Annotated in this window: 16 protein-coding genes; 9 read left to right on the top strand and 7 right to left on the bottom strand. The window is 37.1% G+C overall.

Annotated features, from left to right (window positions below; genetic code table 11):
- Positions 1–126: 126 nt before the first annotated feature.
- From ABH968_RS26990 to ABH968_RS26980, 3 genes are all read right to left on the bottom strand, one after another.
- On the bottom strand, positions 127–768 hold the full coding sequence (locus ABH968_RS26990) for a 3-oxoacid CoA-transferase subunit B (RefSeq protein ID WP_370049000.1): 642 nt from the start codon (positions 766–768) through the stop codon (positions 127–129).
- Positions 768–1,475 carry a CoA transferase subunit A gene (locus ABH968_RS26985; RefSeq protein ID WP_370048998.1) on the bottom strand — a complete coding sequence of 236 codons (708 nt, stop codon included), beginning with the start codon at positions 1,473–1,475 and terminating at the stop codon, positions 768–770. Before ABH968_RS26985 ends, ABH968_RS26990 begins: the two co-directional genes overlap by 1 nt.
- A gap of 107 nt (positions 1,476–1,582) precedes the next feature.
- Positions 1,583–2,461, bottom strand: coding sequence for a LysR family transcriptional regulator (locus ABH968_RS26980; RefSeq protein WP_370048996.1), 879 nt, complete (start codon positions 2,459–2,461; stop codon positions 1,583–1,585).
- A 483-nt stretch (positions 2,462–2,944) separates the two neighbouring features.
- Between ABH968_RS26980 and ABH968_RS26975 the strand changes: the two genes are divergently transcribed.
- Positions 2,945–3,157, top strand: a complete 213-nt coding sequence (locus tag ABH968_RS26975) for a transcription initiation factor TFIIIB (RefSeq protein ID WP_370048995.1) — start codon at positions 2,945–2,947, stop codon at positions 3,155–3,157.
- Between the two features lie 181 nt (positions 3,158–3,338).
- On the opposite strand, the gene ABH968_RS26970 is transcribed toward ABH968_RS26975, so the two are convergent.
- Positions 3,339–3,977 carry a LysE family translocator gene (locus tag ABH968_RS26970; RefSeq protein WP_370048993.1) on the bottom strand — a complete coding sequence of 213 codons (639 nt, stop codon included), beginning with the start codon at positions 3,975–3,977 and terminating at the stop codon, positions 3,339–3,341.
- Positions 3,978–4,417: 440 nt separating this feature from the next.
- On the opposite strand from ABH968_RS26970, the gene ABH968_RS26965 reads away from it, so the two are divergent.
- Complete coding sequence (locus ABH968_RS26965) at positions 4,418–4,843, top strand: SRPBCC family protein (RefSeq protein WP_370048991.1); 426 nt, start codon at positions 4,418–4,420, stop codon at positions 4,841–4,843.
- Positions 4,840–5,157: an ArsR/SmtB family transcription factor gene (locus tag ABH968_RS26960; protein ID WP_370048989.1), complete on the top strand. Its 318-nt coding sequence runs from the start codon at positions 4,840–4,842 to the stop codon at positions 5,155–5,157. The genes ABH968_RS26965 and ABH968_RS26960 overlap by 4 nt, the downstream gene beginning before the upstream one ends.
- 311 nt (positions 5,158–5,468) lie before the next feature.
- Here ABH968_RS26960 and ABH968_RS26955 read toward each other — a convergent pair whose 3' ends face one another.
- On the bottom strand, positions 5,469–6,248 hold the full coding sequence (locus ABH968_RS26955) for a YqhG family protein (protein WP_370048987.1): 780 nt from the start codon (positions 6,246–6,248) through the stop codon (positions 5,469–5,471).
- A 17-nt stretch (positions 6,249–6,265) separates the two neighbouring features.
- A complete protein-coding gene (locus ABH968_RS26950; RefSeq protein WP_370048985.1) occupies positions 6,266–7,780 on the bottom strand; it encodes a DEAD/DEAH box helicase in 1,515 nt (504 codons plus the stop codon).
- Positions 7,781–8,547: 767 nt separating this feature from the next.
- On the opposite strand from ABH968_RS26950, the gene ABH968_RS26945 reads away from it, so the two are divergent.
- The 5 genes from ABH968_RS26945 (at position 8,548) to ABH968_RS26925 (ending at position 12,814) form a co-directional block, all read left to right on the top strand.
- Positions 8,548–9,372 (top strand): methyl-accepting chemotaxis protein, encoded by an 825-nt coding sequence (locus ABH968_RS26945; RefSeq protein WP_370048983.1) that lies wholly within the window; start codon positions 8,548–8,550, stop codon positions 9,370–9,372.
- Between the two features lie 193 nt (positions 9,373–9,565).
- The gene (locus tag ABH968_RS26940; RefSeq protein ID WP_370048982.1) at positions 9,566–10,153 is read left to right on the top strand and encodes a dienelactone hydrolase family protein; all 588 of its coding nucleotides are present in this window, start codon (positions 9,566–9,568) and stop codon (positions 10,151–10,153) included.
- A 3-nt stretch (positions 10,154–10,156) separates the two neighbouring features.
- Positions 10,157–11,113 carry a LytTR family transcriptional regulator DNA-binding domain-containing protein gene (locus ABH968_RS26935; protein WP_370048980.1) on the top strand — a complete coding sequence of 319 codons (957 nt, stop codon included), beginning with the start codon at positions 10,157–10,159 and terminating at the stop codon, positions 11,111–11,113.
- Between the two features lie 148 nt (positions 11,114–11,261).
- Positions 11,262–12,110, top strand: coding sequence for an ABC transporter ATP-binding protein (locus tag ABH968_RS26930; RefSeq protein WP_370048978.1), 849 nt, complete (start codon positions 11,262–11,264; stop codon positions 12,108–12,110).
- Complete coding sequence (locus ABH968_RS26925) at positions 12,107–12,814, top strand: ABC transporter permease (RefSeq protein WP_370048976.1); 708 nt, start codon at positions 12,107–12,109, stop codon at positions 12,812–12,814. Before ABH968_RS26930 ends, ABH968_RS26925 begins: the two co-directional genes overlap by 4 nt.
- 122 nt (positions 12,815–12,936) lie before the next feature.
- Here ABH968_RS26925 and ABH968_RS26920 read toward each other — a convergent pair whose 3' ends face one another.
- Positions 12,937–13,524, bottom strand: coding sequence for a GNAT family N-acetyltransferase (locus ABH968_RS26920; RefSeq protein WP_370048974.1), 588 nt, complete (start codon positions 13,522–13,524; stop codon positions 12,937–12,939).
- 95 nt (positions 13,525–13,619) lie between these two features.
- On the opposite strand from ABH968_RS26920, the gene pdxR reads away from it, so the two are divergent.
- The gene (gene pdxR / locus ABH968_RS26915; RefSeq protein ID WP_370048972.1) at positions 13,620–14,996 is read left to right on the top strand and encodes a MocR-like pyridoxine biosynthesis transcription factor PdxR; all 1,377 of its coding nucleotides are present in this window, start codon (positions 13,620–13,622) and stop codon (positions 14,994–14,996) included.
- Positions 14,997–15,436: the final 440 nt, after the last annotated feature.

Raw genomic sequence — 15,436 nt, 5'->3', positions numbered from 1 at the left:
CACTTGGCTAGTGGTTCGCATATCCCAACGTCCACAGTGAACTTTCATCACCTAGTTGACGGACATGCCCGGCACACCTAATAATCAGTGGGGATGAAGAAAATCCCCACTGATTAAAGTTTCACTTTATACTGTTAAGGCGACACTAAACGAAGCAGCTGTCTTCTCTTTTACTTCCTCTAACGTGACACCCTCTGCTAATTCTATAAGCTGCATCTCTTCATCCGTAAAGTCGAAAACAGCCAAATCTGTAATTAATCTATGCACAACGCCTTTTCCAGTTAACGGTAGCTCACATTGTTTTTTTATTTTTGACTCACCGTTTTTATTGACATGCTCCATCACGACGACTACTCTTTTCGCCCCAACTACAAGGTCCATGGCGCCTCCCATACCTTTCACCATTTTCCCTGGAATCATCCAGTTCGCAAGGTCACCCGTTTCAGATACTTCCATGCCACCTAAAATAGCAAGATCGATATGACCCCCACGAATCATGGCAAATGATTCGGCACTATCAAAGAAGGAAGCGCCAGGAACAACCGTTACCGTTTCTTTACCCGCATTAATTAAATCAGGATCGACCGCTTCTTCTGCTGGGTATGGACCAATACCAAGAAGTCCGTTTTCTGACTGTAAAAGGACATCATAATCAGTTGGAATTGCATTGGCCACTAGCGTTGGGATACCAATTCCTAGATTGACGTTCATGCCGTTTTGTATTTCTTTTACCGCTCTATTTACTATTCTTTGTCTTGTATCAGCCATCACGCATCCCCCCTTTTCACCGTCAAACGCTCGATACGCTTCTCATAATGTTCACCTAGTAAAATACGTTGCACGAACACCCCTGGCGTGTGAATATGATCTGGATCTAACTCTCCTACTTCAACAATTTCCTCTACTTCTACAATCGTAATTTTCCCTGCCATTGCGGCTAAAGGATTAAAATTACGTGATGTTTTTCTGAAAACTAAATTTCCTAGCTTGTCTGCCTTCCATGCTTTGACAAGGGCAAAATCTGCGACAATACCTTTTTCTAAAATATATTCCTTGCCATCAAAAACCTTTACTTCTTTTCCTTCAGCAATAGGTGTTCCAACTCCAGTAGCTGTGTAAAAACCCGGAATTCCAGCACCGCCAGCTCGCATACGCTCCGCCAACGTACCTTGTGGTGTCAATTCCACTTCTAGCTCCCCACTTAAAAATTGCTGCTCGAAAATTTTATTTTCACCTACATAGGACGCAATCATTTTTTTGATTTGTTTATTTGCTAATAAAAGCCCTAACCCCCAATCATCCACACCGCAGTTATTGCTTACAACTGTTAAGTCCTTTGTTCCCATTTGTACTAGCGCCGCAATTGATTTTTCAGGGATACCACATAGCCCGAAGCCCCCTACCGCTAACGTATCCCCATCTTTAATATCTGCGACGGCTTCCTCAAACGAATTCCACACTTTCCCGTTCCCCATATCGAAACCCCCTAAAATTGCTCATTTATTAAGAAAAATTCTACCTTAATACCATTTTATAAGTAAAGGAATTAATTAGAATACTATTTATTCTAAAAGTGCATAAATTATTTTTCAGAACGTATTGTATTGAGTAACTGCTTTAATGCAAAAGATTGATATGTATTTTTCTTCGTAATAACACCTAAACGCCATGGCATGTGAAAATTAAGTAACGGAATAATTTTCACATTTTTATTTGTCTGCTTTGCGGCAATGGAATATGGTAAAAGTGTCACCCCTAAATTCGAGGATACTAGCTCCACTATTAAATCCCATTGTGAGCTTTTATAGCCGATTATTGGTGTAAATCCTATGCTTTTACATGATTTAATAACATAATCATGCAGTGTGAATTCCTCTGTAAAGATTATGAATGTTTCATTTTTCAAATCTTGTAATAGAATATGTTCTTGCTGAGCCAATGGATGGGACTCATTGATAAAGACAAAAAATTGGTCTTCCACAAATGATTGGACAGAAAATTTCCTTTCATCTGTAGGTATAACAACAATCCCCATATCAACATCGCCATTTTCTACTAATGTTCCGATCATTTTAGCTCCACGTTCCACAAGCTCTAAATGTACCTTTGGATACTGCTTATGAAACTTTCGAGCGATTTCAGGGAAAAATAGTGTACCAATTAACGGCGGTATCCCTAATTTAATCGTACCTGTTTCGATGTTCGATAAATCATCCAATAATATATGTAAATCATGTACAGAACGTATTATTTTTTGTCCTTGTTTATAGACGATACTACCAGCGTCTGTTAATTCTATATTGCGTGTAGAGCGGTTTAATAATTCTACATGAAGAGCATTCTCCAACTTTTTAATGCTTTTGCTTAATGAAGGCTGTGATACAAAGGATTCATTAGCTGCCTTTGTAAAACTCCCATGTTCAACAACAGTCATAAATGCTTTTAAATCTCGCAATTCCATATAGATACCCCCTATTTATTCTAATTTGTTATAAAAAATATTCCGAAACTACCGTTTAGCGGATCATCACCATAACGTGTGGTTGATTTCCGTTCCGACTGGGCGCTTTCCTGGGGGCGTCCGATCTCCACTCCAATCAACTTATATATGGCATACGTTTTAACAAATGTCATCCATAACTTTTGGTGATGAGCATATCTAGTAATAAATTCTCTTCATTTTCTACTAATCCTTCTTCTTAAAAATATGTAGACCAAATACAATCAACGAAAGATATTAAATTAGAACAGGACACTCCACTCTTCCCTCCTCCTCTTTTATCAGAAGAAGAAGAGTGGCTTGCACAAACAACGCAATGTTATCGGAATATAGAAAGGATAAATATCTATTTTATGGAACTATTTTACATATCATTCGTAATAATAGATAATGGTATATATCAGGAAAATAGTTGACTCGCATATATACGGGGAGGGTTTCAAATTGAAGAATTCTACGAAAGTAATAGAATGTCCAAAGTGTGGTGGGAAGGAGTTAGGGAAAGGTAAGCATACTGGGCCTGCAGTTATGTACCCAGATAATAAGCCTGGTCTAGGTTCAGTTGTTGAATACATTCTTTGCACAGACTGTGGATTTATTATCGAAAGCTATGTAAAAAAGCCAGAGAAATTTAAGGGTACACTTTATTGGAAATAAGGATAGAAATTAAGATTTTCTAGTGTAGTTTAAACAACTATATTTTTAACCCCGTCCTAAATTTAGAACGGAGTTATAAGTATAGTATGGATTTTTTTCGTACTTAAGCAGCTCTGTCTTTTAAACTACTTATTAAAATGTTAAGCAGTATAAAAATCATATATTGACTTTTAATAAAATCTTAATGGGCTTTTTCTAATGCCAATTTAATGCCAAAGCCAATTAACACTGCACCTGTCAATCCTTCGATGACAGCCTTCGTCGTTGGCTTTTTCATAAATGCGCTAATTTTATCCAACAAGTAAACATAAAATACAAACCAAAATCCTGTTAACGCAGTATAAGTAAGCCCCATGATCAGAAACGGCATGAATGTACCGCTTTTACCATCTACAAACTGAGGTAAAAATGTGAGAAAAAATACAGCCACCTTTGGGTTTGTTACGTTTGTTAAGAAGCCTTGCTTAAAGCATGATTGCTGCGAATATTTGTGATCAATTTGAGTATCATCTTGTACAACAGGAGGCTGCGTACGTATTGCTCGTAATGCCCATAATGTTTTGATACCTAAATAACATAAATAGACCGCTCCGACGTATTTTAAAATGGCAAATACATATGCTGACTTTACAATAATCGCAGAAAGTCCAACAACTGCTGCAAAAGTATGAATCAATAATCCACAGCACGAACCGAGTAAAGTCTGTAACCCTCCCTTTCTGCTTACAGTAAGTGTATTTTTTGTTGCGATTGCCGTATCCGGGCCAGGCAAAATAATTAATAAAATGCACATTAATAAAAAGACAGATACATTCACCATTTTAATGCCCTCCTTTTAGTCAGAAAATTATAAAAATAATTTTAACATATGGATAGCTATTCAAAAAGGCATGGAAAGAAATTATCTAAGATCAGAAATGTTTAATGGGAAAAATATTTTTATTCTTGAGCGATAAAAAGATTATTTCGTTGCTTTTTTGCTAATATATTCCCATTTTAACTGATTGTAGCGTAGGGCTACTCGACTCCCGCGGGAAAGCGAGACAGACGAGACCCTGCACGGAGCGCAGCGGAGGAAGCGGCTCGACGCTCGCCCGTAGGAAAGCGAGTAGCCCGTAGCGGAAATCAGAGCCTTCTAAATTAATTTGGATGGATAAAAAATACAACTGATTTAAAGTATTTATAATTGACATATAACCCTAAGGTGTTATATATTCATAACACCTTAGGGTTATATTTTTGCAAAGGAGTTCATTTTAAATGACTGAAAAACTAGAGAATATTGTTAAAACCGTTACACTCAATGCACCAATTGAAAAAGTATGGGAAACAGTAACGGACGCTGAAAAGATTGCTTCTTGGCTTATGCCAAATGATTTTAAGGCAATTGAAGGTCATGAATTTACAATACAGTCACCGTTCGGCCCTTCACCATGTCGAGTAGAACAAATTAATGCTCCACACTTTGTTCGTTTTGCATGGGATACAGATGGCTGGTTTATCACTTTTGAACTGAAAGAAGTTGGTGAGCAAACCGAATTCACGTTAACACATGGTGGCTGGAAAGAAGCTTCACATATCATTCCTAAAGCTAAAATGCCTACTGAAGCTGTTCGAAAAAATATGGATGGCGGCTGGACAATGATTGTCGGTCAAAAATTAAAAGCGGTTGTGGAATCACAATGACACAGCTTGCTGTAAAGTATGATGTTTTTCAAGCAATCGCTGATCCGACAAGACGTCATGTCCTACAGCTACTTGCCTCAAGTGATAAACCCATCTCACTTATTTCTGAAAATTTTTCTATAAGCCGAACAGCTGTCGTGAAGCATTTGAAAATTTTAGAACAGGCTGAGCTAGTTTCTGCTCAGAAAAAGGGACGAGAAAAAATATACACATTACATGCTGACAAACTAAAAGAAATTGAAGACTGGTTACAGTACTTTGATTTATTTTGGGATAATAAATTGGCGCAACTTCAAAGTATTTTTGAAGAATAATCAATAATGCCTCGGCATTATTGTTGCTGTCGCTTCGCTTTCGCACAGATAAACAATGCGTCCCAAATCGGCTTTGCGCTTGCACAAAGCCGATTCTGTGACATCGGCCGGAGGCTTTAGGCCAACAGATGTTTTTTGCGAGAAAGCGTAGTGCTAACGTAGCGACAGCAGCATGATGTTGGTCACTCAGTCGTTGCCACAGGACGTGGCGTTCTTAGACTGAGTTCCTATATTTCAGCGGGTGTTTGGACAACCGCTGAAAGAAGTTAAAATGGCAAGGAGCTGTCCCTACTATTAGGACAGCTCCTCGTTTAATAAAGATAAAATAATCCACCATTAATAATTTCTATTTTAATTTTCGTATCGTATTGTTCCTCTAATGCCTTCTTTTCGATGTCATAGCATTCTGGCTTGTCTTCTTCTTCTTCATAAAAATAATCGAGTACTCGCTGATCACGTTGCCATCGTTTTTTTGCTTCAGTAGCCCATGAATGGTCATCTCGTTCAATGATCTTTTCAATAGTAGCATTTAATCTTTCAAGTGCTCTAAGAGGCTTAATGATATATTGTACATGAAAAGCATTGTCCGCTAGAACAGTGTCAAATTCAGATGTACATATCGTCTCGTGAAAATCCTCTTTTATTATCCCAGTTAGCAAGTTTATGCCAAATGAATACAGCATTTCTTTCGTTCGATCGCAGCAATACGACACTTTAAAATTAACACCAAGCCAAGGAGTAAGGATAACCTGCCCTATTGAGTTATCCACCTTTTCAAAAAGCTGAACATAAGCCCCTAACTCCCTTGTTGCTTGAAAAAGCTGGTTCATTCTCGGAGAACCAAAATGAATAGCTTCGCCATAAAGGCTCCCAGCTGATACTGTTTGATTTGTAATGAAAGTTACTTGAGCTGGATTTGCCTCAGTGTTTGTAGCTTCTACATATTGCCAATAAAAAGGTCGATTCATTATTCTTTTATCGATATCAACGGTTAATTGTACAGTAAGATAATGATGGTCTTCTCCTAATATAGGGCAATCATTTTCATTAAAAAATTGGCGTAAATAACTATGAACTTGCTGTGGATACATGGTCCTTCTCCCTTACACTATACAGATTCTTTAAAGTTAGATAGAATCGCATCTAAGTCGCCTACTACCTTTTCGAAAACATCAATTTTCGTATGAAGTAATGCTAATATGTTCTCTTCAATCGTATTGGCAATAGCCAGATTATAAATATGAACATCATGCTCTTGCCCTAATCGATGTACACGACCAATCCGTTGCTCTAGCTTCATAGGGTTCCAAGGCAAATCATAGTTAATGACATGATGACAAAATTGAAGGTTAATCCCCTCACCACCTGCCTCTGTTGCGATTAGAACCTGTGCCATTTCTTTAAAAAGATGCTTCATATAATCACGTTTGCTTTTATTGAATTTACCGTTGAACAGGACACTCGTTATACCGTTAGAATGTAAATACCATTGCAAATAAATTTGAGTAGCTCTATACTCTGTAAAAATAATCACTTTATCCTTGGCCTGTTCGATTATTTCAAGTGCCTTTTTCGCCTTTGAATTCACTTCTAAGGCCATTAACTTTACTAGTATTTCTTCAATTTCTTGTGATTGTGCATTGTCTTCAATCATTTTAGATAATGTTAAAGCTGTTGCTTCTTTGCTACTACACATTTCCTTCTGCAATGTAATCATTGAAAAAGAGGCTGTATTTTGCAGCGTTCCGAGCAGATTATAAATTTCCTCTTCTTCCTTCGTAAATTGGATAGGAACAATTTGAACACGGCGATTTGTCCATTCTATACCCGTGTCCTCTCTCCTATTCCTCACCATCACCTGGTTCACTAATTCCTTTAAATAATCATCATGCTCTAAATCATGCTTACTTGCCGAGAATGCAGATTGAAATGTATCATAATTGCCAAGATGACCAGGCTTAAGTAAAGAAATAAGATAAAATAATTCAAAGACATCGTTTTGAATCGGTGTTGCCGTTAATAATAAACAAAACTTTTTCTTTAAACCTTGTACAAATTCATAAATTTGAGTTTTATGATTTTTTAGTTTATGAGCCTCATCGATAATAATCATGTCGTAATCCTGCTCATAAATGCGCTCTTTATGAGGACTCTTCTTTGCCGTATCCAGACTCATAATAAGGACATCGTAGCGCTCTATCGGAACATTTTTTTTATAAGCTATTGCCGGAATGTGAAACTTTATATTTAATTCTTCAACCCACTGATTAATAAGAGATGCTGGAGCTAATATTAACGCTCTTTTTACGAGTCCTCGAATCAGATATTCCTTTAAAATTAAACCTGCTTCAATTGTTTTACCAAGACCTACCTCATCAGCTAAAATCGCTTTACCATTCATACGTTCAATCACTGTTTCTGCTGCTTCCAACTGGTGCTTAAGCGGTTTTAAATTTGGTAAATACTTTGTCGCCTGTAAACCTGTGAAATCAGGAATTAACTTCATTTTCACAATGTCATAATTCATCTTGTACAATGTCCAACTATCCCATTTTTCAAGTGGATTTAATTTATTGATAAAGCCTTCTTCCCATTCGGACGACCTTTCTATTTTCACGATCATCACCTCATGCCATTATTTCTAAGTTTAGGTTGTCCAAAAAAGAGAAAGCTATGTTAAGGTTTTGCGAAAGAAAAACACCTTATAAATTTTTTCTATCAGTGAAAATCAACATTGCGTAGAACTTTTATCAATTTTATGCATTTCAAAAGTGAGCGCTTTGGCTTATCACTATATTTGTACGAATGACTTATAACAGCGAAGCGAATATATCTCTGCTGTCGCTTTGCTTTCGTATAAAACACTCGTTGTTGCTGCCACTACGTTAACACTGCGCGTTCGCACAGGTAAAAACATTGCTGAAGTTTCGTTATATGTCTAAAAATTAGAATGACATGCCAGAAGATACATTCTTGGCAAAGTGGTTGATTGTAGTGGAGGCTGGGCGACTCCTTGGGGATCAGCAATAGTGGAACGAAGGCTAAGAGCATCACATCCTGTGATAACGCCTTCGTGACCAACCTCGTGTTGGCCCGAGACCCTGGAGCGAGCGGCGCGAGTGAAGCGGCTCATCGGACGCGCCCAGCCGGAACGGAAATCAACCCCACATTTTGCAAAAGAGCACTACGTAAAATCCAACCCCTTTTTAAACAAAATAAACATATAGGACCTTAATTTCGTACTTTTTAAAAGGATAATGGTATTAAGATAGTCTTTTTATTCTCTTCCTTTTTACATACAATTAAAGTAGTATTACTTTCCAAAAAATTACGTTTTTTTAGAATGGCGAGATTATGCTAACAGAGCTTACATAAACCGAGGAGGTTACTATGAATATTATTGAAGCATTATCAGCGTCATTGCCTTACATTCATTTAGCTATGAAGGGTGAAGCCATGATGGCATTAGTAGATAAAGAAAGTGAGAGCATTGTTGTTTATTTACCTGGGAAACGGTTAGATGCTGGTTATAAAAATGGACAAAAAATTCACTCAGATGATGCAATTTTAAATCTCCCACTCAAAGGAAAAAGCACTGATGCACCTGTACCAAAAGAGGTTTATGGTGTGGATTTTAACGGATTTTCTTTTCCCGTTCGTGAAAATGGGCATATCCTAGGCGCATTAGCTTTTGGATTACCTATTGACCATTCTCTCCAAATGGAGAAATATATTCTTACTATGAATGATATTATCCAAAACCTACAGGATAAAGTACATACAATCGCCTCTCATTCAGAGGAGCTAGCTGCAACTAGTGAGGAAATTAATAAACAGACACAATTCGCTTTAGAGGACGCTGAAAAAACAAATGGTATTACCGATTTAATAAAAAGTATTTCTCGTCAAACAAATCTACTCGGATTAAATGCATCGATTGAGGCAGCACGAGCAGGCCAGCATGGTGCCGGATTTAATATAGTCGCACAAGAAGTTCGCAAGCTTTCTACTGAAACAACGACTGCTACTACTAACATTGAATCCTCGCTTCGAAGCATCAATCATAATCTTGAAAATTTAAAGCAAAACATGACTCAAATAAATAGTGCAACAAATGAACAGGCACAACTTGTTCAGGACTTTAGTGAAATTATTGATGAGCTTAATATGCTTAGTATGGAAATGAAAGGTTTTATGTCTAACGTAATGAAATAAAGGCTTATATCAATGGAAAAATCCACCTCGCTTTCTGTGGTCGAATCAAGAACCACATAAGTCTGCGCGGATTTTTTACTTTTAGGCACTTTTTTTAATTACCGAAACAACGGAGTTTGCCCTAAAAATTTACAAAATATACGATATGATTACTTTTTGGTACACTATTGAAAATAGCAAAAACGAGGTTGAAATGAAAAGGAAAATATTTATTTTACATGAGATTTATGGCGTCAATGATTTTATAAAAATGCAAGCTGAAGCATACAGTAACGCCAACACTACTGTTGAGTGCATTTCTTTATATTTAGACAATAAAATATTTCCATATGAACAAGAACAGCAGGCTTATGCGTATTTCATAAATGAAATTGGCTTTGATGCTCCCCTCGAACAACTAACCGAAAAAATATTGGAGGCTAGAACACATTATGATGAAGTGCTGTTAATCGGATTTAGTGTAGGTGCAACATTAGCTTGGAGACTATCAACGCTGCCATTACAAGGAATCGTTTGCGTTTATGGTTCACGCATTCGCCAATATCTGGATGTACTCCCCTCTTGTCCGACACTCGTTATTTTACCAAGTCATGAGAAAAGTTTTAATGTCCATGAATTAAAAGAAGCACTTGATATTTTACCAGCTGTTCATACAAGACAATATCTAGGTCAGCATGGTTTTATGGACTGCAATAATTCCAACTATTGTTATGAAGGTTATTTACAGGCACAGGCTGAAATCTCACAATTTTTCGAAATTAAAAAAGTTAAGGAGGACTAAGGAATGAACCAAATTGAAAGCATAATTATTGACCCTTATATAGAAGGAGGAAATGTAATTTATCCAAACTTTCACCTATCCGTGCAGCCTGGCATTATTATTGGCATCTATACGGATGTGTCAAAAATACATACATTAATACAATGGTTTACGAAGCAAAATAATACGTATACACATTTTCGTGAAAATGCCTTGTATGAGCGACTGACGGTTCGAGAATACATCAAATTTTGCTTAAAGCTTTTCAATAATTCTTCTGAAAAGATGGAGGATCTATTAAAATCATTCGCTTTAGTGGAGCAAAAAAACATTAAAATCAGCAAGCTTTCAAATGGAGAAAAGCAACGTTTAAAATTGATTCATACATATCTTAATCAGGCACCGATACAAGTTTTAGAAGAACCATTCCAAAATCTAGATGAGTTTTCCAAGCAAACAGTCATTCAGTTATTGGATGTCCTTCAAAAACAGAATAAAACAGTCATTTTACTATCTAACAACCTTGAGGATTTAATCGTTTCAAGTACAGAAATACATAGGCTGGATACAATGGGCTTACATGCATTAGATGTGAAAGAAGATGAGACAGAACCAGCTTCTCCCTCTCTTGAAAGTGCACCGATTCGACTTGATAAGATCCCTACAAAGAAGAACGATAAGATCATTTTATTTAATCCCCCTGAAATCGATTATATCGAAAGTGTTGAGGGTGTTGTTTCGCTATATGTTGCGGGTGAAGCCTATCCATGTACATTATCACTGAATGAGCTCGAGCAAAAATTGACACCATTTGGCTTTTTTAGAAGTCATCGCTCATATATCGTTAATTTACAAAAGGTACGGGAAATCATTACGTGGACTCGCAATAGCTACAGTCTAGCCTTAAATAGCAACGAAAAGACCGTAGTACCTTTGTCGAAAAATAAACTCGCAGATTTAAAGGAAATACTCGGAATTTAGTAGATTTCCCAGGAAATAAACGACTCCTGTCAGCTGAAATATTTCTCCACTAAAGGTTATTTTACTGCCTTTCACCTGTAATTTAATGTTGAGATCCTAATTGTTCCTTATAGTGTAGATATCAACAACAACACAGGGAGGTTTTCAAATGAACACAGTGATCGATGTTCAGCATTTGAAAAAAACATTTAATAAGGAAGCAGCATTACAGGATGTTTCATTTACCATTCAAAAAGGAGAAATATTCGGCTTTCTCGGACCTAGTGGTTCCGGAAAGACTACTACTATTAAAATATTAACAGCACAAACTGAAAAAACTGCTGGCGATGTTTTATTGTTTGGCCGTCCAGCAAATGAGATGAAGCAAAGTAACAATCGTAAACGCTTCGGTATTTTAACAGATAATAGCGGACTATATACGCGACTTTCAATCGAGGAAAATTTATTACTATACAGTAACTTATATCAATTACCTAAATCAGCCGTAAAAGAAGCGTTGGATTTTGTTAACTTATACGGTGATCGCAAAAAGAAAATTAGTCAGCTTTCTAAAGGAATGATGCAACGTGTTACACTTGCACGCGCCATCATGCATAAACCAGAATTATTATTTTTAGATGAACCAACTTCTGCACTCGATCCTGTTAATACACAACATATATATAATGGCTTGCGTAAATTAAACGAGATGGGTACGACAATATTTTTAACAACACATGATATGAGTGAAGCCGAAATACTTTGTGATCGTGTAGCCTTCTTACATAAAGGGAAGATTCGAGCAATTGGTGCGCCGAAGGATTTGAAAAAAGAGTTTGGCGATGAATCTATTACAGTTGAATTAAAAAATGGTGCTTGCGAAGTCATTCAAAATGGAGAACAGGATGCTGAAAAACTGTTTCAATGGATGCAATCTAACGAAGTTTCTCGAATTTATACAAACGAGCCAACACTAGGTAATATTTTTATGCAAATAACAGGGAGTGATTTAGTATGAACATTTCAATGACACGTATTCAGGCTATTTTAATGAAGGATTATAAGGAATTTTCACGTAACTATGCAGTATCCGTTATGGTACTTATGCCACTTGTTATGGCATTTTTATTTAATAAAACAGGTGGAAATAATATCAACACCTATTTCCTTACAGTAAATATGGCATTTTCTATGGTGACTGCCTACGTACAATGCTGTCTAATTGCCGAGGAGAAAGAAAAAAATACGCTTCGTGGTCTCATGCTTTCCCCTGCTTCACTTGGCGATATTTTAATTGGTAAAAGCTTGTTCGTCTTTATCCTTACAATGGTAATTGTAGCATTGACTATTTTCATTGTTGGCTATAGCCCAGCTAATCTTTTCATCTTAGCTATTGCTTTAATACTTTCGACTGTGTTCTATATTGCAATAGGAACAGTGTGTGGATTATTCGCCAAAACAGTTATGGAAGGATCTCTTATCATTCTACCTGTTATCCTTATTTTCGGGTTTGGCTCTTTTGCCCTAGCATTATCGTCTGCCTTTCCTATTTTAAAAATTGCAGAGTGGTTACCAAGTTCTCAATTGCTACTATTAGCAGAAGCTTTAGAAGGAACATACACAACAATGGATGTCATTATTCCAATGGCTACAATCATTGTTTGGTCCCTAGTAACTTGGATTATAGCAGGATTTATTTATAAAAAAAGAATGGTCGACTAATGACCATTCTTTTTTTGTATAATAATGGATCATGACCATAGCTTGTGGCTGATTTTCAATCCGACTGAGCTTTCCTGAGGGCGTCTAATTTTCAGTGATTAATTATAGTATTTTCTCCATTATCATTTAGAAAACTTAACTAGCAACTGCTGTAAATGCTTTTTCACTTGTGGCCATTCTTGTAGAGTAATGCTATACATCACAGTATGGCGGGTTGTGCCATCCTTACGCACCATATGGTTACGTAAGACCCCCTCCTTTGTTGCACCTATAAGTTCGATTGCCTTTTGGGAACGCACATTTTCATGGTCTGTTTTAATTTGTACACGCTGTAGATTTAATACCTCAAAGCAATATTGTAATAATAAATATTTACAATTCGTATTAATGGCCGTACGCCAAAAAGCAGGTGTAATCCATGTAGTACCTATTTCAAGCCGTTGATGCGTTTCATCAATATCCATAAACCGAGTCGAACCGATGATTTGTCCAGACTTTTTATCCACAATGACAAATGGGAACTCAGTTTTTTCACGTTTTGTTAGTAATGCCTTGTCCACAAAGTTATTCACATCGTCCATCTTCTCAATTGTTGTGGACATATGTGGCCAAATCTCTGGATAACTACCTGCCTCTAATATCCCTTGCATATCCTCTTGTTGTAATGGCTTAAGTAATACGACCTCATTTTCTAACGCTATAAAATTCATTTTGCTTCACTCCTTTTTTAATATTTAACGGCATTTTTGATATGATAGATAGAACCAATTTTCAAAAAATAAACCGTACCAGGAGGTGAAATGTTTTGGAGTTATCGATCTCATTTACTGGAGATGCATCGAAATACGTGCAAATTTACGAACAAATAAAACAAGCAATTTTAAGAAAAAAACTACTGGCCCATGAGCAATTACCTTCTAAACGAACACTTGCTAAAACGCTTGATGTTAGTATCCATACGATTAAGGAGGCTTATGAGCAATTACTAGCTGAAGGCTATATCTATAGTAAGGAACGCTCTGGTTATTTTATAGCACCCTTTGAATTTGAATGGGAACAGCAGCAAAAGCAGCATATATCCACAGCTATAACACAAACTACATATACTATAAAATTTGATTTTAATAACGGACATGTGGATAAGGAGGATTTTCCATTTTCGATCTGGCATAAGCTGTTGAAAAAACACTTCAATGTGGATAATTTAACGACAAGTCCTTGGCAAGGAGAAGCTATATTGCGGACAGAAATCGCTCGCTATGTAGAACGTTCAAGAGGAGTTACTTGTGAAGCATCACAGGTATTTGTTTATAGTGGTACACAAAATCAACTTCAAGCTCTATGTCACTTTTTTGGCCCAAAAGCACACTTTGGCTTAGAGGAACCTGGCTTTAAAAGAGTAAGTGCAACATTGCAACAATGTGGATTAACAACTCATGCTATTCCTGTTGATAACTTAGGGGTTACCATACCGGAAAATTCAATCCACATGTTATACACAACACCTGCACACCAGTTTCCACTTGGTATGGTCATGCCTGTTGAACGGCGTGCAGCACTTCTGCAATGGGCTACTTCTGAGAAGGCATATATTATTGAGGATGACTATGACTCAGAATTTCGTTATAAGGGGCTCCCTATCCCCTCTTTAGCAAAAATGGATCAGCTGCAACGTGTTATTTATTTCGGAACCTTTTCTAAAACACTTATCCCATCGTTGCGCATTAGTTATATGATTTTGCCTAAATCGTTAGTCGAAGAATTTATGCTATTTAATCAGGAACAAAAATCTGTTGTCTCAAAAATAGATCAGCTTGTGTTAGCCGATTTTATTGCTCAAGGCTTTTTCGATAAGCATTTAGCCAAAATGCGCACTATTTATCGCAAAAAGCAACAGACATTACTAGCAGCTATTAACACCCATTTTTCTAAGGAATTCGAAGTAATTGGTGAAAAATCTGGACTACACATCGTTTTGAAGTTACCAAAAAGGCTTTCTGAACAGGATGCAATTAGGCTTGCACATGAGGTAGGAATCAAAGTCTACCCATGTGCAACCTCCTATCAGCAAGGCACTAACTATGCTATGGTCCTTATGGGCTACGGTGGGCTAACCCTTGAGCAAATCCAAGAAGGCATCGCGTTACTTGCAACAGTTTGGCAAGCATCCACGCCAGAATAATTTCAAGTTAAAAACCTTTTTATAGATTAAAAAAGATGACTCCGACAGCACATATCAGAGTCATCTTTTCATCATTTAATCAATATTAACCCCGCATTAACGGGCAGTAATTTATCTGTACCGAAAGCGAAGCGACTGGTACAAGACTCTCAATTCAACACGAGATTCACTGCCCGTAAACGCCCGATTGGTGAAGACTAATAATCAGTGGGGATAAAGAAAATCCCCACTGATTAAAGTTTCACTTTACCCCGCATTAACGGGCAGTATTTTATCTGTACCGAAAGCGAAGCGACTGGTACAAGACTCTCAATTCAACACGAGATTCACTACCCGTAAACGCCTGATTGGTGAAGAATCGAGTAGGAGACTAGCCATTAATTGACTAGTCGACCTCTCCCACCACCGTACGTACGGTTCCGTATACGGCGGTTCGAAAG

This window comes from Lysinibacillus sp. RC79 (assembly GCF_041262405.1).
Lineage (GTDB): Bacteria > Bacillota > Bacilli > Bacillales_A > Planococcaceae > Lysinibacillus.
The sequence above is the reverse complement of the archived record's forward strand: the minus strand, read 5'-3'. Positions and strand labels throughout refer to the sequence as shown.